15 protein-coding genes are annotated in these 22096 nt (G+C 64.8%); 6 read left to right on the plus strand and 9 right to left on the minus strand.

Annotated features, from left to right (window positions below; genetic code table 11):
- Positions 1-178 precede the first annotated feature (178 nt).
- Both U0004_RS15355 and U0004_RS15360 read left to right on the plus strand, forming a co-directional pair.
- Positions 179-802 (plus strand): XrtA/PEP-CTERM system exopolysaccharide export protein, encoded by a 624-nt coding sequence (locus U0004_RS15355; RefSeq protein ID WP_070254397.1) that lies wholly within the window; start codon positions 179-181, stop codon positions 800-802.
- A 200-nt stretch (positions 803-1002) separates the two neighbouring features.
- Positions 1003-1749, plus strand: coding sequence for an N-acyl amino acid synthase FeeM domain-containing protein (locus tag U0004_RS15360; protein WP_070254398.1), 747 nt, complete (start codon positions 1003-1005; stop codon positions 1747-1749).
- Between the two features lie 4 nt (positions 1750-1753).
- Here the strand turns inward: U0004_RS15360 and U0004_RS15365 are convergent, their stop codons facing one another.
- The 3 genes from U0004_RS15365 to prsT are packed head-to-tail and all read right to left on the minus strand — an operon-like array spanning position 1754 to position 7785.
- Complete coding sequence (locus tag U0004_RS15365; RefSeq protein WP_070254399.1) at positions 1754-2524, minus strand: S1 family peptidase; 771 nt, start codon at positions 2522-2524, stop codon at positions 1754-1756.
- Positions 2521-4998 carry a hypothetical protein gene (locus U0004_RS15370; RefSeq protein WP_070254400.1) on the minus strand — a complete coding sequence of 826 codons (2478 nt, stop codon included), beginning with the start codon at positions 4996-4998 and terminating at the stop codon, positions 2521-2523. Before U0004_RS15370 ends, U0004_RS15365 begins: the two co-directional genes overlap by 4 nt.
- A gap of 3 nt (positions 4999-5001) precedes the next feature.
- A complete protein-coding gene (gene prsT, locus U0004_RS15375; RefSeq protein WP_070254401.1) occupies positions 5002-7785 on the minus strand; it encodes an XrtA/PEP-CTERM system TPR-repeat protein PrsT in 2784 nt (927 codons plus the stop codon).
- A gap of 219 nt (positions 7786-8004) precedes the next feature.
- Between prsT and U0004_RS15380 the strand changes: the two genes are divergently transcribed.
- Together U0004_RS15380 and U0004_RS15385 are read left to right on the plus strand one after the other, a co-directional pair.
- Positions 8005-9309 (plus strand): nucleotide sugar dehydrogenase, encoded by a 1305-nt coding sequence (locus U0004_RS15380; RefSeq protein ID WP_070254402.1) that lies wholly within the window; start codon positions 8005-8007, stop codon positions 9307-9309.
- On the plus strand, positions 9297-10550 hold the full coding sequence (locus tag U0004_RS15385; protein ID WP_231958251.1) for an SDR family oxidoreductase: 1254 nt from the start codon (positions 9297-9299) through the stop codon (positions 10548-10550). Before U0004_RS15380 ends, U0004_RS15385 begins: the two co-directional genes overlap by 13 nt.
- 109 nt (positions 10551-10659) lie before the next feature.
- Here the strand turns inward: U0004_RS15385 and U0004_RS15390 are convergent, their stop codons facing one another.
- The 3 genes from U0004_RS15390 to U0004_RS15400 are packed head-to-tail and all read right to left on the minus strand — an operon-like array spanning position 10660 to position 15418.
- Positions 10660-12168, minus strand: coding sequence for a SpoVR family protein (locus tag U0004_RS15390; RefSeq protein ID WP_081345492.1), 1509 nt, complete (start codon positions 12166-12168; stop codon positions 10660-10662).
- Positions 12165-13451, minus strand: coding sequence for a DUF444 family protein (locus U0004_RS15395; protein WP_081345493.1), 1287 nt, complete (start codon positions 13449-13451; stop codon positions 12165-12167). The genes U0004_RS15390 and U0004_RS15395 overlap by 4 nt, the downstream gene beginning before the upstream one ends.
- Before the next feature lie 2 nt (positions 13452-13453).
- Positions 13454-15418 carry a serine protein kinase gene (locus U0004_RS15400; protein WP_081345494.1) on the minus strand — a complete coding sequence of 655 codons (1965 nt, stop codon included), beginning with the start codon at positions 15416-15418 and terminating at the stop codon, positions 13454-13456.
- 256 nt (positions 15419-15674) lie between these two features.
- Between U0004_RS15400 and U0004_RS15405 the strand changes: the two genes are divergently transcribed.
- Positions 15675-16856, plus strand: coding sequence for a S1 family peptidase (locus tag U0004_RS15405; RefSeq protein WP_231958252.1), 1182 nt, complete (start codon positions 15675-15677; stop codon positions 16854-16856).
- Positions 16857-17026: 170 nt separating this feature from the next.
- Complete coding sequence (locus tag U0004_RS15410) at positions 17027-17374, plus strand: hypothetical protein (RefSeq protein WP_070254403.1); 348 nt, start codon at positions 17027-17029, stop codon at positions 17372-17374.
- 89 nt (positions 17375-17463) lie between these two features.
- Here U0004_RS15410 and U0004_RS15415 read toward each other — a convergent pair whose 3' ends face one another.
- The 3 genes from U0004_RS15415 to U0004_RS15425 form a co-directional block, all read right to left on the minus strand.
- Positions 17464-18900, minus strand: a complete 1437-nt coding sequence (locus U0004_RS15415; protein ID WP_070254404.1) for a catalase — start codon at positions 18898-18900, stop codon at positions 17464-17466.
- 297 nt (positions 18901-19197) lie between these two features.
- Positions 19198-19890, minus strand: coding sequence for a tetratricopeptide repeat protein (locus tag U0004_RS15420; RefSeq protein WP_081345495.1), 693 nt, complete (start codon positions 19888-19890; stop codon positions 19198-19200).
- A 56-nt stretch (positions 19891-19946) separates the two neighbouring features.
- The gene (locus U0004_RS15425; protein ID WP_070254406.1) at positions 19947-22049 is read right to left on the minus strand and encodes a bifunctional 2',3'-cyclic-nucleotide 2'-phosphodiesterase/3'-nucleotidase; all 2103 of its coding nucleotides are present in this window, start codon (positions 22047-22049) and stop codon (positions 19947-19949) included.
- Positions 22050-22096: the final 47 nt, after the last annotated feature.

Genomic DNA, 22096 nt, shown 5'->3' on the forward strand with positions numbered 1-22096 from the left:
CTTGCCTGTTGGGTAAGCAAAGTATAGGGCGGCTGTGAAGCAAGATTTCCCAAGATGATTGCTTCTTGATACGCCTCAAGGTTCTCTTGCCAAGTTTTAATAATCATAGGAAGTTCGCGGCCCAGGCTGGTTCTGCGGGGCCGGCCATGGATGCGCCATCGACTCGAAGAGGCTCCGCATGAATCCGTTTCGCCGTGCATTTGTCTGCAACACGCTGGTTCTGGCGGGCGCTGCCAGCCTGCTCGGTGCCTGCCGCACGCGCCATCCGCTGGCACCGGCCGACGACAGCGCGCCCATGCACGATTACCTGATCGGACCGGGCGACTCCGTCAACATCATCGTCTGGCGCAACCCGGAAGTGTCGCTGACGGTGGCCGTGCGGCCGGACGGCAAGATCACCACGCCGCTGGTCGAGGATTTGCCTGCCAGCGGCAAGACGTCGACCCAGCTGGCGCGCGACATCGAGCAAGCGTTGAGCAAGTTCATCCAGCAGCCCGTGGTGACGGTCATCGTCACCAATTTTTCGGGCCCGTATGGCGAGCAGATCCGCGTCATCGGCGAGGCGGCCAAGCCGCAGGCGCTGCCATACCGGCTGGGCATGTCGCTGATGGACGTGCTCATCGCCGTGGGCGGCATTACCGATTTTGCGGCCGGCAACAAGGCCAGCATCATCCGCATGCGCGAAGGCAACCAGCAGCAGTTGCGCGTGCGCCTCGATGATTTATTGAAAGAAGGCGATATTTCCGCCAACGTCATGATGCGGCCGGGCGACGTGCTGCTGATACCGGAAAGCTTCTTTTAATAGCAAGCTCGACAATATCAAAACAGCATTTTTGTTTGTCATTTTGTACTTGCGGGCAAATTTCAGCATGCAATTTTGCTATTGAATAGCACATTTCTTCTGTTTTTTTAGCTGGATGTGGGAACTTCTCCAGTTTTTATCTTGTCACAAGGCATTGGCTTCAGTCCGTCTCGACGGCGGCCGATGAACGTGAGGACAAGATGAGCTTTGAAGATGAACCCATTATTTCCTTCGACACGCCAGGCACCTTCAGTGACCTGGTGGTGGGCGAGGGGCAGATCGACCCTGCCATGGAGCACGAGCTCGACCTGCAGCGCTTTCATATCCGCATGGCCAATTCGCGCGGCCGGCGCGAGGCGGCCAGTTTGCTGATCCGCAAGATGTACGGCTGGCGCGGCTATGCCGTCGATCCCGGCATCGCGCATGCCCTGAATAAAATCACGCTGTTTGCAGAAACGGCCGGCAGCACCGTCGGCACCATGACACTGTGCCTTGACAATGACGAGACAGGCCTGCCCGCCGATGAAAACTTCCGCGACAAGCTCGACGTGCTGCGCGAAGAGGGGCGGCGCCTGTGCGAACCATCACGCCTGGCCATCGACAAGGGCGTGAGCAAGCGCGTGTTTGCGGCGCTGATTCATATTTCTTATATCTATGCCCACAATATTCACGGCTTTACAGATTACGTGATCGAAGTCAACCCGCGCCACGTGGTGTTTTACAAGCGCATGCTGGGTTTCAAGGACTTCGGCGGCGAGCGCGAGTGCACGCGCGTGGGGGCGCCGGCCGTGCTGCTACGGCTGGACCTCGATTACATGGGGGCCCAGATCCGCAAATACGGTGGCCTGATGGAACAGCATGGGGGTGAACGGTCGTTTTACCCCTTTTTTTTTCCGACATGGGATGAGCCTGGCATTACGGACCGGCTGAGGCAGGGGCGCAACTGATACCTCATTTGTTTTTCAGCAAGATCGCCTGCATGTAGCTGCCTGGAATCGCGTAAGTGATGCCGCTGGGCGCGCTGATGGCGGCCTCTTTGAGGCCCTTGACGTACACCATGTTGACGATGCCGTAGACGAGACCGGTCTCGGGATCGAACAGGGGGCTGCCGCTGCTGCCCGGATACGCCGTCGCGTCCAGCTGGAACACGGTGTACGGCGCCTTTTGCAGTTGCGCCAGGCGCCGCACGTCGAGGCGCTGCGCGTTTTCGCTGGGCATGACCACCGGCGTCAGCGATGACACGGTGGCGCGGTGCGTCACGTGGTGCAAACCAAGCAAGGTGCCTAGCGGAAATCCCGTAAACGCCATGGCCTGGCCTTCGCGCACCGCGGCCGCGTCGCCCAGCGCGAGGGCGGGCAGGGGCGTGCCCGCCAGGCGCAGCAAGGCCAGGTCGTGTTCCGTATCCAGCGCCTGGACCTTGGCGGGACGGAATTGCGCCACCTCGCCCTGGCCCGTGAGTATGCCGATGATTTCGTTCGGGTTAGCGTCAAGCAGTTTCTGGATCACATGAGCGCAAGTGAGCACGCTCAAGCCGTCGCCCGTCACGAAACCCGTGCCGATGAAATTCATGGGCGGCGTGCGCGTCTTTTGCAGGCTGCCCACGCCAACGATGGACGGTTTCACGCGCGCGATGGTTTGCGCCAGCGCCGCATCGGCGCGGCACGGCACGTTGGCCAGGGCCAGGGCCAGGCAAAACAATAGGACGGAAGACAGGAATTTCATGGCGGCGCGCTTTCAACGGTCGGAGGTGGCGGGGGCTGCAGCAGCGCGCACAGCAGCATCAGATAGCACAGCAGGGCGATGCGCGGCACGTCGAGCAGGCTGTCGAACAGACCGACGACGAGAAAACCCAGCAGGGCGGCGGCGCACGCCAGCGCGCAGGAATCGCCGTGGCCGGCCTGACGCAGCAGGCGCAGGCCGGCTACGGCCAGCAGGGCCAGCATGGACAGGGCGCCGCACCAGCCCGTTTCCACCAGCACATGCAGCGCCATGCTCTTGATGTGCCACGGCAAGTGATGGTGGTCGCTGCTGAAAAACCAGTAATTGTTGGCCTGCGTAAAGCGCCCGTTTGCGATCAATTCCTCGCCGCCGGGCGCGCGCAAGCTCAGATTGTCGACTTCGATCACGGACGAGGTGGCCGTGCCGCTGGCCGCCAGTTCCAGTTGCACGGGCGGGCGCAGCAGCCAGGCGCCCCCGCCCAGCCAGGCGCTGTCGAACGGCACCTCGTAGTGCTGCCACGTGCCGGCCGGCGTGCTGGCCGGCGCGCGCAGGCGCAGCGGGACATGCACGCAGCCTTGCGCATACAGCAATTGCCGCTGGCACAGGCGCACCAGCAGCACGGGCATGGGCCCGCTCCGGCGTGCATCAAGCGCCAGGGTGTAGCGCGTGGCCGGCTGCACGTGCAGGCGTTGCAGCAGGCGCAGCAGTTCGCCATAGCCGGCGCTGTAGCCGGGACTGGCCAGGCGCACATAGCGGTTACCCGGGTTTTCCTCGCTTCCGCCATCTTCCGCATAGGCGATGCTGGCCGGCACCTCGCGCTGGGGATTGTGCCAGTAATAGGTGGCGGGAAAGCTGCCCATGCCCATGCCGAACAGGCGGTCGTCCCAAGCGGACGGCTGCATCGCCAGCACTTGCCGCCAATGGCGCAAGCGGCCTTGCATGTCGAAGGCGGTGGTGGCGAAACGTTCGGTGGCGTAATAGCTGGCCGAGACGGGAATGGCCAGCAGCAGCAGGATGCCGGCCGCGCCCGCGACGCTCAGGCTGACCCGGTCCAGCCGCCACAGCGGTGGGCGCAAGCGTCCGTTGCACAGCATCAGCATGGCCAGCAGCACGACCAGGCCGGCCGGCGCCAGGGCGGAAGCACCGGCCCAGTGCCAGCCTATCCAGGCGAGATTGCACGCCAGCATGGTCCACGCCACCATCGCCAGGCCCAGCCTGGCTGGCCCTTTTCCCCCAGCGCCACTGGGCCACAACGCGCCCGCCAGCAGCGCGGCGGCCAGCAGGAACAGGAAATACGGGCCTTTCAGCCAGCCGGCCGTTTGCTGGCCGGCCGGCTCCGGCCACCAGGCGGCCAGCAAGCCCTGCAGGCACAGCGCGCACAGCAGGCTGGCCGGCGCCAGGCGCCACGGCAAGGGCCGCGCCGCCAGCACGAAGCTGGCTGCAAGCAGGACGGCGGCGGCGAGCAAGCCCCGGTAGCCGGCCAGGCTGAACATGTATACGAGCAGGACGGTGCCCAGGCCGGCCAGCAGCAGCTTCAGCAAGAGTTGGCGCACGGGCGGCTGGCCTTGCGGTGGCCGCGCCGCGCCGGGCGCCGTCCGCAGGGCTTGCCAGAATGCCAGCAGCAGGGCCGCTGCCAGCGCCGCGTACAGGCCCCGTGAAAAGGTGGTGAAGGCCGCGTGCAGGGCCAGGGCCAGCAGCAGCATGGCCAGCGCCGCCTGCCAGCGGCTGCGGGCGCGCGCCAGCCACAGTGCGGCAAACGGCAAGCTCAGGGCCAGGTAGCCGTCCAGCGCCGCGCCGCCCGTGTGCATGGCGGAAAACGGCGCCGTGATGCGGTAATCGCTGGACAGGTTCAGCAGGCCGGGAAACACTGCCCGTTCCCATAGCGCGAACAGGGATACCATGGCCAGCCCGGCCAGCATGCCCGGCAGCGCATAGCGGCGCAAGGCGGGAGGGTCCGCGTCGCGCAGCAGCATCGGCAGCAGCAGCATGCTCCAAGCCCAGGCTTTACCGAGCCGCAAGCTGTTATAGGGACTCAGGTAGTTATCCCAGGCATTCAACTCGAGCTGCGGCAGCGGCAGGACGCCGCGCAGCAGCGCCGCCAGCCAGGCCAGGCTGCACAGCAGCACACAGGCGCGGGCGGCCGGCGAGAGGCGCGCCGCTGCGCCCCGGGCCGGCCTGCCCAGACGCCAGTAGCCGCAAGCCACCGTCAGCAACAGCAGCACGTCGATTTCTTCGAGGAAGAACCAGCCCGTCCACGGCGCCAGGTCCAGCACGGGCAGCAGGGCGGGCACGCAGAACAGCCAGCAGGCGGGGCGCCAGCACAGCAGCAGGAAATACGCGGGCAGCAGGGCGGCAAACAGCAGGCCGGGCCAGCCGTGGCCCAGCGGATAATGGCGCAAGGCCAGTACGCAGGCCGTGCCCGCCAGCAAGGCCAGCGGCCGCGCCGCCAGGCCGGGCATGGCCGCGTGCACAGCCATGGCCTACAGCTGGGTCAGCAAGGCTTGCGCTGCGGCCCGCTGCGGAAAGTCCTTGTTGGCGGCCAGCAGTTGTTCCAGTTGCTTGCGCGCACCGCCCTTGTCGCCCGATTTCGCCAGGGCCGCGCCCAGGTGATACTGCACTTCGGGCGACTTCGGCGCGAGGCCCGCCGCCTTGCGCAGCAGGGCCGTGGCGCGCTTGACGTCGCCTTGCTCCAGCACGATCCAGCCCAGGGTGTCGAGCACGGCGGGATTGTCGGGCGCCAGCTTGAGTGCCTGCTCGGCCGTGGCTTGCGCGCGCGGATCTTTTTCCTGCTGATACGCCCAGGCCAGGTCGTTCAGCGCCACCACGTTGCCCGTGTCCTTGGCAACGACATACTGGAAGTGCTCGATGGCGGCGCGGTATTGCTTCGCTGCCAGCCGGGTACCCGCCAGATAGGTGCGTGTCGGCAAGTCTTCCGGATGGGCTTTCAGCCAGGCGGCCATGCGCGTCTCGGCTTCGCGGTCCTGTCCCGACGCCTGCAAGGCGCGGTACAGCTGCACCTGCAAGGGGCCGATGGGGCTGATGCCGAAGGCGTGCTGGTACAGCTTGACGGCTTGCTGCGGCAGCTTTTGCTCCATCAGCACGTCGCCCTCGAGCTTGTAGCCGGCTGCCAGCTTCGGCTGCTGTTCCTGCACCTGGCGCGCCACGGCCAGCGCCTCGCGCTGGCGGTTCAGGTTCAGCAGCATCGCCACTTCCACCACGCGCGCTTCCAGCAAGGCCGGGTCAAGCGCCTGCGCCCGCTTGACGGCTTGCAGCGCATGATGATGGTCGCCCAGCGCCAGGTGCAGGCTGGCGATGCGCATCTGCAAGGGCGCGGAGGTGGTTTGCAGGCTGGCCAGCTTGCTGTAGCTGTCGAGCGCGGCCGGCGCCTGGCCGGCGCTGTACTCGACCTGGGCGCGCAGGGCCAGCGCATCGGCATCGCCCGGATGGCCCGTCTGCAGGGTGCGCGCCAGTTCCAGCGCCTTGTCGGGCGCGCCCGTCTTCAGGTAAAAGTTACTCAGCAGCAGAGCCGGCGCGACGGCGTCGGGATTGTCGCGGTGGGCCCGTTCGAGCCAGCGCCGCGCCTCGTCCGTCTTGCCCTCCGATGCGGCCAGCTTGGCCAGCGCCGCGCACAGGTCGGCATTTTTCGGCGCCTTCGCCAGCGCCCGCTCGAAGCGCTGTTTCGCCTGCTCCGGCTTTTTCTCGGCCAGGTCGATCTGTGCCAGGTTGTTCAAGGCAGGTAAATACACGGGATCCATGCCCAGGGCTTGCTCGAAACTGGCGCGCGCGGCGGGCAAGTCGCGCAAGGCCAGGTAGACACCGCCTTTCAGGTTCAGCAGCAAGGGATTCGTGCCTTTCTGCTGTTGCTCCATCATCTTGACGCTGGCCAGGGCCTTGTCGTTCTGCTTGTTGCGCAGCAAGGTCATCACCAGCATGGTGCCCGCTTGCGGCGTGCTCTTGTCGAGCATGCTGGCGCGTTCCAGTTCATTGATGGCGCGGCTGTTCTCGCCCATGCCCAGGCGGCTGATACCCAGCGCCGCGTGCAGCCTGGCCGTGTCCGGCGCCAGGGTGCTGGCCTGTTCGAAATACGCTGTTGCCTTGTCGTACTGGCGCGCGCGCAAGTGGGCTTCGCCGGCCAGCGACAGCAATTCCACGTCGTCGGGGAAGGCGGCCAGCATCGGTTGCAGCAAGCCGATGGCCGCATCGGTCTTGCCGCGCATCAACTCAATCGAGGTCATCATCTTGACGGCATACAGATGCCTGGGGTACACGGCCAGGAAGCGCTGCAGATAGGTTTCCGCCTGGGGCGGCGAGCCGAGCGCCAGTTGCACGGCGCCGGCCAGCAGGATGGACGGCATGTGATCGGGCGCCGCCTTGAGCACCAGTTGCAAAGCTTGCAAGGCCGCCTTGTTCTTGCCCTGGCGGAAGTCGAGCAGCGCCTGCGTCTGCAGCAAGCCTAGACTGTTGGGAGCCGTCTTGCGCGCCGTGGCCAGCTGGGCCGCCGCTTCCAGGTAGCGCTTTTCCACGATGTCGAGGTTGGCCAGGTCGATATGCGCCTGGGTATTGTCCGGTTTTATCTTGAGTATGCGCATGTACGCGAGCCGCGCCGCGCCGTTCCTGCCTTGCAGACGCAGCAAATCGCCCTGCAGGCGCAAGGCGTCCAGGTTGGCGGGCGCGCTTTTCAAGGCTTGCGCCAGCAGCAGCTCGGCCGCCGGCACTTGCTGGTCCAGCGCCGCCAGGCGTGCCAGGCCCAGCAAGGCCTCGACCTGGTCGGGGTGGGCTTCGAGCAGGCGCGAGTACAGGGCGCGCGCCTCGTCCCGGCGGCCCAGGGCCAGCAAGGCATCGCCGCGCAGGGCCAGCACGCTGGCGGGTTGCGCTGCATCGTCGGCGATCTCGGCCAGCACCTTGTCGAACTGGCCCAGCATCAGCCAGGCCTTGCCCAGCAATGGCATCACTTGCTGCGACGCCAGGCCCAGCGACTTTGCCTTGCGCAATTCTTTCTCGGCCGACAGCGCTTCTCCCGTGTCGATATAGATGCTGCCCAGCAGCAAGCGCGCGGCCGCATTGTCCGGTTCCTTTTGCAGCAGGTTCTTCAACTGGATGATGGCGGCCCGTGCTTCGCCTTTCTGGCGGTACTGCTGCGCGTCGGCCATCAGGGTCTCGCTGCTCTGCGTGCCGTGGCACGCCGTCAGCAGGGGCAGCAGCAGGGTGCAGCACAGCGCGGCGGCAGGCAGGCCAGGGAAAGGGCGGGGCAGGGAACGGGCCATGGAAGTCTCCGGTAACGGCGTGCATGAGGAATCGGCATGGCCTAGCTTAAAAAGATGGCCGCCGGTCTCCTTGATTGCGCTCAACAAGCCGCCGATTGTCGGCGCGCCTGCTGGCCGCCGGCCCGTGTTTCTTGTTCCCGCTCAAGAATGGCCGGACCGGCAACCGTAGAATTTCCCGGACGGCGATGCTCGGGCCGCAACCATTCGGAGCACAAGCATATGGACAGCAATGTGGATAGCAATGCGGGTGTGGTGGCGGTGGTGGGGCTCGGTTATGTGGGCTTGCAACTGGCCGTGGCGTTTGGCATGCGCCAGCGCACGATCGGCTTTGACTTGTCGGTCCGCAAGGTGGAAAGCTACCAGCGCCACATCGACCCGACGGGCGAAGTCAGCCATGAACAGCTGCTGGCCGCGCAATGGCTGAGCGTCGGCTGCGATCCGGCCGAGCTGCAACTGGCCGATTTCATCGTCGTGGCCGTGCCCACGCCCGTCGACAGCGCGCACAATCCCGATTTCTCGGCCCTGGCCGGCGCCAGCGCGGCCGTCGGCCGCCACATGCGGCGCGGCGCCATCGTCATCTACGAATCCACCGTGTATCCGGGCGCCACCGAGGAAATCTGCATCCCCATCCTCGAGCAGCATTCGGGCCTGCGCTGGAAGGAGGATTTTCATGTGGGCTTTTCACCCGAGCGCATCAACCCGGGCGACAGGGATCATACCCTGCACAGCATTCGCAAGGTGGTCTCGGGCGACGATGCGGCCACCCTGGACAAGGTGGCCACCCTGTACGAAGGCGTGGTCGAGGCCGGCGTGCACCGTGCCTCGAGCATTCGCGTGGCCGAGGCGGCCAAGGTGATCGAAAACACGCAGCGCGACCTGAATATCGCGCTGATGAACGAGCTGGCCATCATCTTCGACCGCATCGGCATCGATACCCTGGAAGTGCTGCAGGCGGCGGGCACGAAATGGAATTTTCTGCCGTTCCGGCCCGGACTCGTGGGCGGACACTGCATCGGCGTCGACCCATACTATTTGACGCACAAGGCGGAAATGCTCGGCTACCACCCGCACGTGATCCTGGCCGGGCGCCGCATCAACGACGGCATGGCCAAGTTCGTGGCGGAAAAAACCATCAAGGAGATGGTGCGCGCCGGCTTCAAATTGAAGGGCTCGCATGTGAACGTGCTGGGCCTGACCTTCAAGGAAAATTGCCCGGACCTGCGCAACTCGAAAGTGGTCGACATGATCCACGAATTGCAATCGTACGGCGTGCAGGTCCATGTGCACGATCCCGTCGCCGATGGCCGTGAAGCGCTGGAAGAATACGGGCTATCGCTGGAAAGCTGGGAGCAGCTGCCGCGGGCCGAGGCCATCATCAGCGCCGTTTCGCACCAGGCCCTGCTGGCCCGCCCGCTGGCCGATTTCCAGGCCAAGGTGCAGGAAAATGGCTGCTTCATCGACATCAAATCGCATTTCGACCCCCGTCCGCTCGAGGATGGCGGCCTGCACGTATGGCGGCTGTGATGGCGGCCGATGCCTTCGACCGGGCTGCAAACACGGCGCAAGGCGCCACTGCTGGCAGCCCGGCTGCCGGCGCCTACGCGCAAGCGTGCGCGCAGCTGGCCAGCGCACCGCGCCGCTGGCTGGTGACGGGCGTGGCCGGCTTCATCGGTTCGCACCTGCTGGAAACCTTGCTGCACCTGGGCCAGGAAGTGCGCGGGCTCGACAATTTCATGACAGGCCACCGGCACAACCTGGAACTGGTGCGCGCCAGCGTGGGAGAACAGGCGTGGCGGCGCTTCACCTTCATCGAAGGCGATATCCGCGACCCGCAGGCGTGCGCGCGCGCGTGTGGTGCGCCGGTGCAGGCCGCCGGCATCGGCCTCGGCGGCAGTGAGACCGATGGTGAGACAAGCGCTGCCGATGGTGGTAGCGGTCCCGGCGGCAGTTTGGCCGGGCGCGGCCGTGCCGGTCCGGACGGTTCCGGCGCAGCCGTCGCCGTCGATTATGTGCTGCACCAGGCGGCGCTCGGTTCCGTCTCGCGTTCGCTGGAAGACCCGCTGCTGTGCCACGCCGTCAATGTCAGCGGCTTCCTGAACATACTGGCCGCCGCCCGCGACGCAGGCGTGCGGCGCTTCGTGTACGCGGCTTCCAGCGCCACGTATGGCGACCATCCGGCCCTGCCGAAAGTGGAACAGCACATCGGCTCGCCCTTGTCGCCGTATGCCTTGAGTAAATATGTCAACGAACTGTATGCGCAAGTGTATGCGCGCTGCTACGCCATGCAGACGGTGGGACTGCGCTATTTCAATGTCTTCGGTCCGCGCCAGGATCCGCTGGGTGCCTACGCGGCCGTCATTCCCCGCTGGATCGCCGCCATGCTGGACAACCAGGCCGTGCACATCCATGGCGACGGCGCCACCAGCCGCGACTTCTGCTTCGTGCACAATGCCGTGCAAGCCAATATCCTCGCCGCCACCGGCACCGACCCGGCGGCTGTGAACCAGGTCTACAACGTGGCCGTCAACGCCCGCACCAGCCTGACGCAGTTGCACGCCACCATGCAGCAAATGCTGCTGGCCGTCCACCCGCAGCACGTGCAGCAGGCGCCGCGGTACGGCGAGTTTCGCGCCGGCGACGTGCGCCATTCGCAGGCGGACATCGCCAAGGCGGCCCGTTTGCTCGGCTATGTACCCACGCACAACCTGGCGCAAGGCTTGCGGCACACCATCGCCTGGTATGTGGCGCTTGCTGGCCGCACCTGAGGTGGGCGCGCAGCTGGCTTCCGTAGCCGGTGTCCGATCCAGGCCTGATCCACGCGTCCGATACACATGCCCGACACATATGCTTGATATTCGCTCGGCCTCCTGTCGTCTAGCGTTGCACGGGCGGCGCTGTCGGCGTTGTTGACGTTGTTGATGATGCTGCCGGTTCGGGCGGCTCGGGTACGCCGTCGGCCTTGCTGCGCAGAACCCGGGGCGTGCCGCGGAAATCGGCCGTATGCAGGGTGACGGGGCGGCGCCAGACGCGGGCGATGTAGGCCAGCACCTGTTCCGCCCGCTCCAGGTCCAGGCCGCGCCCGTCGCGCTGGTGATCGTGGCGCAGCACCAGGCTGCCGTCGTCATTGAGCAGGGTCACGGCGATGCACGGCGCGCCATAGTTGTATTTGGGCGCCAGGATGGCTTCGCGGATGGCCCGCAAGTCGCGGCTGGCCAGGCGCGTTTCGCCATCGCGGCGGCTTTCATGCACGAACAGGCCCAGGCGGTCAGCCAGTTCGCCGTTCAGATAGTTGCGTATGAAACTGCAGTCATCGTCGTCGCGGCAAATCTGGCGCGCCCGCGCCAATCCTTCGCGCTCGATGATGTGTTCCCACATGCAAAAGCCCAGGTGATAGGGATTGACGGCCAACGCCTGCTGGTGCTCGCCCGCGTAAGGACGCACCACGTCCGAATGCGACTTGATGGCGGACAGATACAAGGCCGGCGGCAGGAAGTCGGCTTCGCGCAGCAGCCGCGCATGCCAGTACGAGGCCCAGCCTTCGTTCATGATCTGGCAGGCGTACACGGGATAGAAGTAAAACGACTCTTCGCGCACGGCCAGGAAAATGTCGCGTTCCCAGTCGGCCAGCTCAGGCGCATATTGCGCAATGAACCATAATAAGTCGTATTCGGGCTGCGGCGGCAGGAGCGGGCGCTGCGTCACGCGTGCCCGTGCCGCCTCGTGCGCCGCCCGCGCGGCCGCTTCGCCGGGCAGGCGCCGGTAGCGTTGTGCAAAAGGAGCGTCGTCGCTGGTCCTGTCGCGCGTACCCGTCACGCAGGCTGGCCCGGATGCCGCATAGGGCGGGCGGTGCAGTTCGGCGTGGATGTCCACATGCTGTTCCAGCGCCAGTGCCGCGTCGAGCACGGCTTCCACCTGCTCCTGCCCATGGCGTTGCAGCGCCATTTCGAGACGCTGTGCCCGTGCCGCGCTTTGTTCCAGGATGTGCTGGCCCGCCATGGCACCGAAACGCAGGAACAGGGCATTGCGGCTGGCAAAGTCGGCGTGGCCCAGCACATGCGCTGTGACGAGGGTGTTTTCCGCCACGGAATTGTGTTCGGCCATGTAGGCGTGGCAAGGGTCGCCGGGGAACATGACTTCGAACATATGCGAGTTGCCCATTTTTTGATGCACGAGCTGGTGGATGTAGCGCACGCCGAACGACCAGTGGCGCATGCGCACGGGCAAGCCATAGATGGCGATCTCGGCCATGAAGCTGTCCGGCACCAGCTCGAACTCGACGGGTGCAAATGCCAGCCCCAGTTCCCGCGCCAGCGCTTCAATGCGCGCCGCGTAGCTGTCCAGGCCGGCCGTGTCGCCGTGGCGCTGAGCGTCAGGCTGGGTCATGGCGGTTCCTCCGTTTCTGCCGCCTCGTGCTGGAAAAAGGTGCGGATGGCCGCCCAGATATCGTCATTTTTGCTGAGGATGCTGCTGTGCAAGGGCAAGCCGCGCCGTTCCTGCTCGGCGCACAGGCTGTGCATTTCCGTTTCCAGGCTGCGCGGCACGCCAGGCACGGTTTCCACATAGCCCATATAGTTGAGCAAGGTGCCCAGTTCGCCCAGGACCAGGCTGGTCGCTCCCCGGTCTTCGCTGAAATTCTCGCCATCGGAAGCATAGAACAGATAGGCGTTGTAGCGTCCCGGCGCGTAGTGTTCCTGCAGCAGCTCCCGGCTCAGGCGAAAGGCGGTGGACGCCATGGTGCCGCCCATGCCGTTGACCTGGAAGAACTCGGCTTCGGAAAACTCCCACGCCCGCGTCGTATGGGCGATAAAGCGCGTTTCCACGCGCACATATCTGCGGCGCAAGCCCTGCAAGGCAAAGAAAAAGAAGGATTTGGCCAGCTTGCGCTCGGCCTGCGCCATGCTGGCCGACACGTCCAGCACGAAAAACACGACGGCATTCGCGCTGGGGCGGGGCTGTGGCAGCACCTGGCGGTAGCGCAAGTCGTCATTGGTGAAGGGCACGGGTTGCGTTTGCAAGGCGCGCCGCTTGATGGCTTCCTTGACAGTGCGCCGCCGGTCCAGGCGCGAACGGGCACCATGACGGTCCAGGCCGCTACGCACGAGCCGGACTTCATCGATGGCGCCCAGGTGGCGCGGCTTCAGGTGCGGCAGCTCGAAGGCGTCCCACAACCAGTCGAGAATATCGTCGATGGGAAACTCGAGCAGCAGGCGCACCGCGCCCTCGCCATCGCCGCCTTCGCCTTGCGTTCCCGCCCCGCCCGTGGCGGCGGGGCGGGCCGCGCGCAGGAGATCGCCGGGCTGGCCGCCACCCTGGCCCGCACCCACGCTGGTGCGCGCGGGCGCCAGGCGGAAATGCACATGTTCAAGCAGGCGCATGGGCACTTGCACCGTGCGTTGCTGCGGCCCGCCGATCAGGTCAGGCGTGGCGATCAGCTCGGGCAAGTGCGCCTGCACGGCGTCGCGCACTTTCTGGTTGTGGCGCAGCCAGTCGCGCGCGCCGCGCGAGAACAGCCCGTACCACGGCTGGGCCAGGGCAGGCGCTGTGCCCGTTGGCGCTGTCGCGCCGGCGGAATGCACCGTGCTTGGCGTGGCTGGCGAGCCTGCGCGGTCATCCCTTGCCGGAGGGCCATGCTGATTGCCGTTGCCTGGCGAGCGCGTGGCGGACATGGCTATTCCTGCGCCAGCAAGGTGGTTACGTAGTTGAGCGCTTCGCGCGCGCTATGGGCGTCATAGCCGTATTCGTCGACCAGGCGCTGCTCGACGGCCGATATCCTGGACCGCACATCGTCATCGGGGCGCTTGGCCGAGCCGACCAGGCGCAGCACGTCGCGCCGCTGCTCGAACAGGTATTGCTGGATGGCGTCGTGCAGTTGCGCATGGCTGCCCAGGCCAAATGGCTCGCCCCGCTTGAAGGCGCTCATGGCTTTGCGCACCACCTCTTGTCGGAAAGACTGCTTGCCCGAGTCGCTGATGTGGATTTTCTCTTCCACGGCGCGCAGGAAACGTTCGTCGGGACGGCGCTCTTCGCTGGTGATGGGATCGCGGATCTGGCGGTTGTCGAGCATGGCTTCGACTTCATCGAGATATTTGTTCAGCAAGTCTTGCGCTTCCTGCTCGAACGACACGAACAGGGCCTTGTGCACGTCAGCCTTGACCCAGCGGTTATAGAAATCCTTGCGCGTGAGCACCAGGTAATCGACCCACTTGCGCTTGCGCCGTGGTTCGATGCGCGCATCGTTTTCGATGCCGTCCTTCAGGGCCAGCAGCACGTCCATGGTGGACAGGCTGTTGCGCTGGGCGGAAATGATGGCGTGCGACAGGGCATTGATGACGAAACGGGGCGACACGCCCGACAGGCCCTCGTCGGGCGCCTTGTCGCGCTCGCGCATGCGGCGGATGTCGGCCGGCTGCAAGTCGTCCACGTCTTCATCGGCGCAGATGCGCAGTTTCTTGACCAGCTCGGCCTCCTTGTCCTCGCCTTCGGGCAGACGGCTGAGGATGGCAAACACGGCCGCCGCATGCAGCACGTGCGGATCGAGGTGTACGTCGCGAAAGGCGGGCGCGGCCGCCAGGATCAACTTGCGGTAGATGCGTGCTTCCTCGCGGTAATTGAGCGTGTACGGCACTTGCACGATGACCATGCGGTCGAGCAGCGCCTCGTTTTCGCTTTCTTGCAGGAATTTGCGAAATTCGGCCAGATTCGTGTGCGCGAGGATGGTTTCGTCGAGATAGATGAGGGGAAAGCGCGACACCTTGACATTCTTTTCCTGCGTCAGGGTCAATAGTAAATAGAGGAATTCCCGCTTGACCTTGAGGATCTCGATCATTTCCAGCATGCCGCGGCTGGCCGCGTATACCGCGCCGGACCATGACCAGGCGCGCGGATCGCCTTCGTCGCCGTACTGCGCCACTTTCGACAGGTCGACGGAACCGACCAGGTCGGCCAGGTCGGCCGTGGTGGGATCGTGCGGCGCATACGTGCCGATGCCGCAGCGGCCCGCCTCGGACAGGTGGATGCGCTCGACGGGCATGCGCAGGAAATCGCCTGCGTACTGTTCTTCCAGGCGGGCGCGGCAATGCGGGCACAGTTCGCCCTGCAGCTCGGCATCATAGCTGGCGCGAAAGTCGGCGCGCATGCTGTGCGGCACCAGATGCAGCGGCGATTCGTGCACGGGACAGCCGGCGATGCCGTACAGCGCGCCTTCGCTGCTGTGGCTGTATTCTTCCAGCCCCCGCTTGAGCAGGATCACCATGGTCGACTTGCCGCCCGATGGCGGGCCCAGCAATAGCAGCATGCGCCGCCCCACCTCGGAACCGACAGCGGCTGCCTTGAAATAGGCGGCAACCCGGTCGATCGCCTCGTCGATGCCGAACAGCTCGTCGTCGAACAGGCGGCAGCGGAAGCGCCCGTTGTCATCGGTCTGGCCGTTCCAGCGCATCATGTCCCACAGGTACTGGTGCGCGCTGCGCGTCAGCAGGGCCGCGCGACCGGGCAGGATCTGCTCGATGAAATCGGCAAAACTGCCGCCCCATGGGCGGATGCGGTGTTTTGCCGCCCAGGCCGCCATGCCGTGCACAAAACCCGCATGCTGGCCTGCTTGCTCGCCCGCGGGCGCGTCGTCGTGGCGTGTCATACCAGGGCTCGTCATTGTTTCCCCATCCATACCGTTGCTGCCGTGGAGCAGGCCCGGTTCCAGCCTGTCAGCCAAGTATACGGCGCCACCTCTGGCCGCACGCCTGATCTCGCTCAACCTTGACGAGGGAACTATTTTTATCCTCGCTGCCCCCGTTGGGGCAGGGCCGCCATGCACCAGCGCAGTTCAATCCAGATCAATACCGGCCGGCGCGGTCCGTCCAGACTGATGGTTTGCGGCGACCCACGAGGAGAACATGATGATAGGCAACGAGAATGGCTTCAGCGCCCCGCCTGGCGCCGGCGGCAGGGGACAGAGCGCGGACGATGAAGAGGCCGTCGGCCAATTTTCCGTCCCTGGCGAAGACGATAATACGATCGAGAGCGCGTCCGTCTCGGACGTGCCCGACGCCTTGAGCGGCGTCAGCATGGAATTGCTGGAAATCAAGCGCGGCATCGAAGATGGCATGCGTCAAAGCATTTCCCAGGCGGGCGGCGTGCGCGCGGCCGACGCCTTCAGCGACGGCGGCAATATCCAGGGCGTGTCCATCGGCCTGGGCGAGGGCGCCAGCGACAGTTCGTCCGGCGAACCGGGCTTGCCGGCCCTGACCCTGTACGTGGCCGAGCCCACTTCCGTCGACCGCGCCAAGGCCGCCATTGTGGGGGCCATGGGCGTGCGCGCCGTGTCCAGCGACAGGGTGCCCGTCAACATCGTCGTCACGGGCGTGATCGATGCGCAACCGCACCGCTTCCGTTTGCGCCCTGCGCCGGGCGGCGTGTCGGTCGGGCATTTCCGCATCACGGCCGGCACCATCGGCTGCCTGGCCGTGGGGCGCAGCGCGCCGCGCAACAGTCGTTTGATGATTCTTAGCAATAATCACGTGCTGGCCAATTCCAATGGCGGCGTGTTCAACGACTGCATCGTGCAGCCGGGCCCCATCGATGGCGGCCGCTGCCCGCAAGACCAGGTTGCCGTGCTCGAGCGCTTCGTGCCCATCAATTTCAGCGGCGGCGTCAACTTCGTCGATTGCGCCACCGGCTGGGCCTGGCCAGACCGCGTGCGACCCGAACTGGTCTACCTGAGCGGCGGCGTGCCGGCGTACTTCCGCATCAGCAATGCGCTGGTGGCGCCCGCGCTGGGCATGATGGTTGGCAAGTCCGGTCGCACGACGCAGCTGACGCAGGGCCGCATCACGGGCCTGGGGGCCACCATCAACGTCAATTATGGCGGCGGCAGGATCGCGCTGTTCCAGGACCAGATCGCCATCACGGGCGTCAGCGGCGCATTCAGCGCGGGCGGCGATTCCGGCTCGTCCATCTGGACGTGGAACCAGCAGCGCAATCCCGTCGGCCTGCTGTTTGCCGGTGGCGGCAATATCACGTTTGCCAACCAGATGCGGCGGGTGGTGGTGGCGCTCGACATCAATTTATACACCTGAGCCCGCTGCAAGGGCATGGCGCGGCGGCGTTGCGCCGCCTTGCATCACGCTGTCTTTTGCACGATGATGATATGAGTCAAGGGCAGCAGCCACGCATGGTGCTGGCAGGCGAAGCGTGCTGCAATGCCGGATGGCCGGGTGTATCATGGAATGCATCAGGAGGGTCTGTCATGTCAAACAGTAAATTTGCACAATCGCCCCATGCCGTCTTCGAGGACGCCGCCATGCCGTATTTGCCGGATGAGGCCACTGGACAGGGAATGGGCGGCACGGGTCAGGGATACTACGCCCCTGCCGCGCCCCCGGGCCGCCTGGAAGCGGCAAAGCGGCGCAACGAGCGGGCGCTGATGGCCATCGATGGCGTGGAAGGTGTCGGCCTGGGGCAGACGGCCGTGGGCAAGGAAGCGCTCGTCGTGTATTTGCGCGACTCGTCCGTCAAGCGGCGCGTACCGTTGCAGGTCGAGGGCTATCCGGTGGAGACGAGCATCACGGGCCAGATCGACATCCAACGCTGGTAGGTAGGCGAGCCCGACGGCCAGGCCACCGGGCTGCGCATAGCCGCAGGAAGACCTGTTGCCAGGCCTTCGGCTTCGCTTATCCGCCCGCCTTATTTGCTCAAGCGGCTGATCGCTTCAGCCACGCCCGCGCCATAGGCAGGATCGCACAGGGTGCAGTTGCCGATGTGGCGTTGCTTGACTTGTTCCGAAGCGCCCGAGATGGCGCGCGCCGTGTTGTCGAACAAGGCTTGCTGCTGTGCCGGTGTCATCAGGCGGAACAGGGCGCGCGGCTGCGAATAGTAATCCTCGTCGACACGGTGGTTCCAGTGGTCGGCCGCGCCTTCGATGCTCAGCGGCGGTTCGCGGAAATCGGGCTGCTCGGCCCATTCCTGCTCGCTGTTCGGTTCATAGCCCAAGGTTCCGCCCTGGTTGCCGTCGACCCGCATCTGGCCATCGCGGTGATAGCTGTGGAACGGGCATTTCGGCGCGTTGACAGGGATATGGCTGTGGTTGACGCCGAGGCGGTAGCGCTGCGCGTCGCCATACGAAAACAGCCGGCCTTGCAGCATCTTGTCCGGCGAAAAGCTGATGCCTGGCACCACGTTGGCCGGGTTGAAGGCGGCTTGTTCCACTTCGGCAAAGTGATTGTCCGCATTGCGGTTCAGTTCCAGCACGCCCACTTCGATCAGCGGATAGTCGCCGTGCGGCCATACTTTCGACAGGTCGAACGGGTTGAGGTGATACGTGCCTGCCTCTTTTTCCGGCATGATCTGCACGTACAGGGTCCAGCGGGGGAAATCCTTGTTTTCGATGCTCTCGTACAGGTCGCGGTGCGAGCTTTCGCGGTCCTTGCCCACCAGTTCTTCGGCTTCGGCATCCGTCAGATTTTGAATCCCTTGCTGGGTCTTGAACGTGAACTTGACCCAGAAACGCTCGTTTTGCGCATTCAGGAAGCTGAAGGTATGGCTGCCGAAGCCATGCATGTGGCGGAAGCTGCGCGGCAAGCCACGGTCGCTCATCACCACCGTGACCTGGTGCAGGGCTTCGGGCAGCGAAGTCCAGAAGTCCCAGTTGCTGTTGGCGCTGCGCAAGCCCGTGCGCGGGTCGCGCTTGATGGCGTGATTCAAATCGGGAAATTTCAATGGGTCGCGCATGAAAAACACGGGCGTATTGTTGCCGACCAGGTCCCAGTTGCCTTCTTCCGTGTAGAACTTCAGGGCGAAGCCGCGGATATCGCGCTCCGCGTCCGCCGCGCCCCGTTCGCCGGCTACCGTGGAAAAGCGCGCGAACATCGGCGTTTTCTTGCCCACTTCGCCAAAGATTTTCGCGCGCGTGTAGCGCGTGATATCGTGCGTGACGGTAAACGTGCCGTGCGCGCCGGAACCCTTGGCATGCATGCGGCGCTCGGGAATGACTTCGCGGTCGAAGTGGGCCAGCTTTTCCAGGAACCACACATCTTGCAGCAGGGCGGGGCCGCGTGGGCCGGCCGTCTGGATGTTCTGGTTGTCGACTACAGGCGCGCCAAAGGCGGTGGTCAGCTTTTTCATTGGACTCTTTCTTTCATGGCTAGGCAGAGCAATGGACGCACCGGCGCTACTCAAACACTGGCTGGGTTGAATGAACACTCACCGGGGCTGGTCCAGAGTAAAATTTCTAAAATGCAAACCAGTGTAAACCTTTTTGTGCGAGACGGCTTGCCACGCCGCCCATGCAAGCACAGGCGGCGTCCTTGTATCATAAGCGCTGATTGGCTGCCGCTCCCGCACGCTTGCAAGTTACAAGTATATAAAGACAGGCCTAGCTCACGCCACTGGCCTTTTGTCCAGATTTTAAAACCCAGTTTTTTAAAAACGGTTCCAATTGTTATGCCGGTGCTCCGTCGCTTCCTTCATCAGGTGGCCGGCGCGCAGGGCGTCGTCCGCCTGCACCGTCATAGCCAGTTCCTGGATGGCGGGCGGGTATTCATGGTGGGCCGCTTCCTCCAGCAATTCGCGGCCTTTTACCAGGTCGCGCGGCACGCCGCGGCCTTCGCGGTAGGCGTTGTACAGCAGGAACATGGCGTGTGGATTGCCCAGCTCGCTCGACTTGTCCAGCCAGCGCGCCGCTTCACCTTGATCTTTCGGCACGCCTTCGCCATTCGCCGCCAGCAAGCCCAGCATCAATGCCGCCTTCGCATGGCCTTGCTGCGCCGCTTGCCGGTACCACAGCCAGGCTTGGGCCGGCGTGGCCGCGCGCAGCATCTGGCCCAGTTCGAAGGCCGCTTCCGTGTCGCCGGCGCGGGCCGCCTGTTCGAACAAGGCCAGGGCCTCGGCGCGGCGTTCGGCACGGGGCTGGTAAATCAGCGCCAGTTCGCGCTCGGCGACGGGCATGTCCTTGCCGGCCCAGCTGCGGACCTTGCGCTCGGCCTGGTGGTCGCCCGCCTGGCGCGCATGCATGGCGACGGCTTCGATTTCCGCCGCCGTGGGCGGTGGCGACGCCTGGCAGGCGGCCAGGGCTGCAGCCAGCACGACGGCGGGGAGGGAGAGTGCGTGTTTCATCTGGATTACCTTTCATCAAAACAGGCCGGAACTGCCGCGGTTCCGGCCCTCGGACCTTATTTGCTCAGGTCGATGCGGTACTTGGCAAAGCCGCTGGCGTCGAGGCCGCCTTCGGCCGCCACGTTGCTGATGCCGCTGCCTTGCGCCAGCGCCAGATGGCCGGGCGCCGAGCGCAGGATCACGGGACCGGCCGTGGCCGTCTTGACGAAGCTCCAGCTGCGCGCGCTGCCATTGGCCGCCAGCGTGACCTTGCCGCCTTTGGTGCTGAGCGACGCCAGGTAGTTGCTCACCACGGCCTGGTTCGCATCGGGCGACTTGATGATGGTCTTGCTGCCATCGATGCCAGGCACGGCGCCGCCGCCACCGGCGCGGTAGTCGTTGGTGGCGACGATGAAGTCATCGCCATCGGCCACCGCCGCACCCTTGTACGTGAGGTTGACGATGCGGCTGCCCGGCTTTTTCGTCACGTCGATCTGGTACGTCAGCGCATTGTTTTCCGCGTAGAACACGTCATAGTTATAGATCGTGCCATACGACGGCACCAGGTCTTGCTCGGCGCTGCTGGCCGGATCGATCTGGTTGAATTGTTTGGCCGACGTTTCCAGCCACGCCTTCAAGTCCGCGCCCTTGATCTTCACGGCTTGCAGGTTGTTATTGCTATATAAATACAGGTCGCCCGGATTGCGCACTTGCAAGCCGACCGGCGCGGCCGGGGAGGCGCCAGCGGCCACGTCCGTGAAGTCCGATGGCCCGTTGCGGCCCGCCTTGAACGGCGCGCTGCAGGAAATGACGGGGATGTTCTTGTAGCTGGACAAGGTGGCATCCGTGCTGGTGGCAATGAAGTTCTTCACGTAGTCGAGTTGCGCCTGGTTCACCAGCTGGATGGCGCTCACGTCGCCCACCAGCGCGAAGTAGGCGGACATCTCGAAATCCGTGCTGATGCCCAGCGGCTGCTTGGCGTAGGCGATGGTGGCTGCGTGCTCGGTGGCCACGAGAGGAGCGATGGCCGGGTCGGCTTTCACAAGGGTCTTGCCATCCGTGTACTTGAAGCCGCGCGATTCCACCGTCGTCTTGGCCGGCTGCACCACCCATTTACCGCCCTGATAAGCCATCGTCAGCTTGATGATGCCCAAGCGGCGGCCCCAGCTTTGCGCCATGACGGTGGGCACGCCGTTCACAAAGCCGTTGACGGCGTCGATCTTCGCGCTGGCGGGGAAGGCGGCAAACGAGGCGTCCAGTGCGGCCGCGCCTTCTTCCTTGCCTTTCGGGAAGATCAAGTGCGAGTGGCCGATCATCAGCGCGTCGATGCCCGTGCTGGTCAGGTGATAGCTGCCGTTTTCCATCTTCGGGCTGTAGGCGCTCGTGTCCAGGCCGCCATGCGACAGGGCCACGACGAGGTCGGCGCCCTTGTTGCGCAATTCCGGCACGTATTGTTTCGCCGCTTCCTGCACGCCCGTCACGCTGACTTTGCCAGCGAGCACTTTTTGATCCCATTCGAGGATTTGCGGCGGCACAAAGCTCAGCACGCCCACATTGATTTTCACGGTCAGCTTGCTGCCATCGGGCGCCGTGGCGGCGAAATCGCGGGGCAGCAGGGTGTAGGGCTGGAAGATGGGTTTGCCGCTGGACACGCCGACGACATTGCTCAGCACGGAAGGAAAGGCTGGCGCGCCGCACGTGCCCGTCGGCTTGGCCACGCCGGGAATGCCGAAATCCGTGTTGGTGATCTGGCTCAGGTAGGGCAAGCCATAGTTGAATTCATGGTTGCCCATGCCGCCCGCATCGTATTTCAGCGCGTTCATGGCCTTGTGCACGGCCAGCGTGCCGGAGCAGGGCACGGGCGCCGCCACGGCTTGCAAGTCGGCCAGCAAGGTGCCCTGGATGACGTCGCCATCGTCGAGCAGCACATTGTTCGGATTTTCCGCGCGCGCCGCCTGGATCAGGGTCGACGTGCGTTCCAGGCCCAGGCTCGTGTCTTCGGCCAGCGCATAGTAGTTATAGCTGAGGACATTCGAGTGGATATCGGTGGTTTCCAGCAATGCCACGGTAACCGTCGTGCCTTCGGGAATGGCCGGTGCCGCCGGCGTATTCGAACTGCCGTTGCAACCGACCAGACCCGCACTTGCCAGCGCCGCCAGCATGACCCAATTTGTTTTCATTACCGCCCTCGGAGAGATTCAAAGGACGCGACTGTAACGCCGCCATA

Origin of the sequence: Janthinobacterium lividum (genome assembly GCF_034424625.1) — a bacterium.
Taxonomy (GTDB): domain Bacteria; phylum Pseudomonadota; class Gammaproteobacteria; order Burkholderiales; family Burkholderiaceae_D; genus Janthinobacterium; species Janthinobacterium lividum.

Excerpts from the sequence above, each read along its gene's own strand:
- U0004_RS15415 (WP_070254404.1), bottom strand. The coding sequence starts at position 18,900 with ATGAAAAAGCTGACCACCGCCTTTGGCGCGCCTGTAGTCGACAACCAG.
- U0004_RS15380 (WP_070254402.1), top strand. The coding sequence starts at position 8,005 with ATGGACAGCAATGTGGATAGCAATGCGGGTGTGGTGGCGGTGGTGGGG.
- U0004_RS15395 (WP_081345493.1), bottom strand. The coding sequence starts at position 13,451 with ATGTCCGCCACGCGCTCGCCAGGCAACGGCAATCAGCATGGCCCTCCG.
- U0004_RS15420 (WP_081345495.1), bottom strand. The coding sequence starts at position 19,890 with ATGAAACACGCACTCTCCCTCCCCGCCGTCGTGCTGGCTGCAGCCCTG.
- U0004_RS15410 (WP_070254403.1), top strand. The coding sequence starts at position 17,027 with ATGTCAAACAGTAAATTTGCACAATCGCCCCATGCCGTCTTCGAGGAC.
- U0004_RS15400 (WP_081345494.1), bottom strand. The coding sequence starts at position 15,418 with ATGACACGCCACGACGACGCGCCCGCGGGCGAGCAAGCAGGCCAGCAT.
- U0004_RS15355 (WP_070254397.1), top strand. The coding sequence starts at position 179 with ATGAATCCGTTTCGCCGTGCATTTGTCTGCAACACGCTGGTTCTGGCG.
- U0004_RS15390 (WP_081345492.1), bottom strand. The coding sequence starts at position 12,168 with ATGACCCAGCCTGACGCTCAGCGCCACGGCGACACGGCCGGCCTGGAC.
- U0004_RS15370 (WP_070254400.1), bottom strand. The coding sequence starts at position 4,998 with ATGGCTGTGCACGCGGCCATGCCCGGCCTGGCGGCGCGGCCGCTGGCC.
- U0004_RS15365 (WP_070254399.1), bottom strand. The coding sequence starts at position 2,524 with ATGAAATTCCTGTCTTCCGTCCTATTGTTTTGCCTGGCCCTGGCCCTG.
- U0004_RS15385 (WP_231958251.1), top strand. The coding sequence starts at position 9,297 with ATGGCGGCTGTGATGGCGGCCGATGCCTTCGACCGGGCTGCAAACACG.
- prsT (WP_070254401.1), bottom strand. The coding sequence starts at position 7,785 with ATGGCCCGTTCCCTGCCCCGCCCTTTCCCTGGCCTGCCTGCCGCCGCG.
- U0004_RS15360 (WP_070254398.1), top strand. The coding sequence starts at position 1,003 with ATGAGCTTTGAAGATGAACCCATTATTTCCTTCGACACGCCAGGCACC.
- U0004_RS15425 (WP_070254406.1), bottom strand. The coding sequence starts at position 22,049 with ATGAAAACAAATTGGGTCATGCTGGCGGCGCTGGCAAGTGCGGGTCTG.
- U0004_RS15405 (WP_231958252.1), top strand. The coding sequence starts at position 15,675 with ATGATGATAGGCAACGAGAATGGCTTCAGCGCCCCGCCTGGCGCCGGC.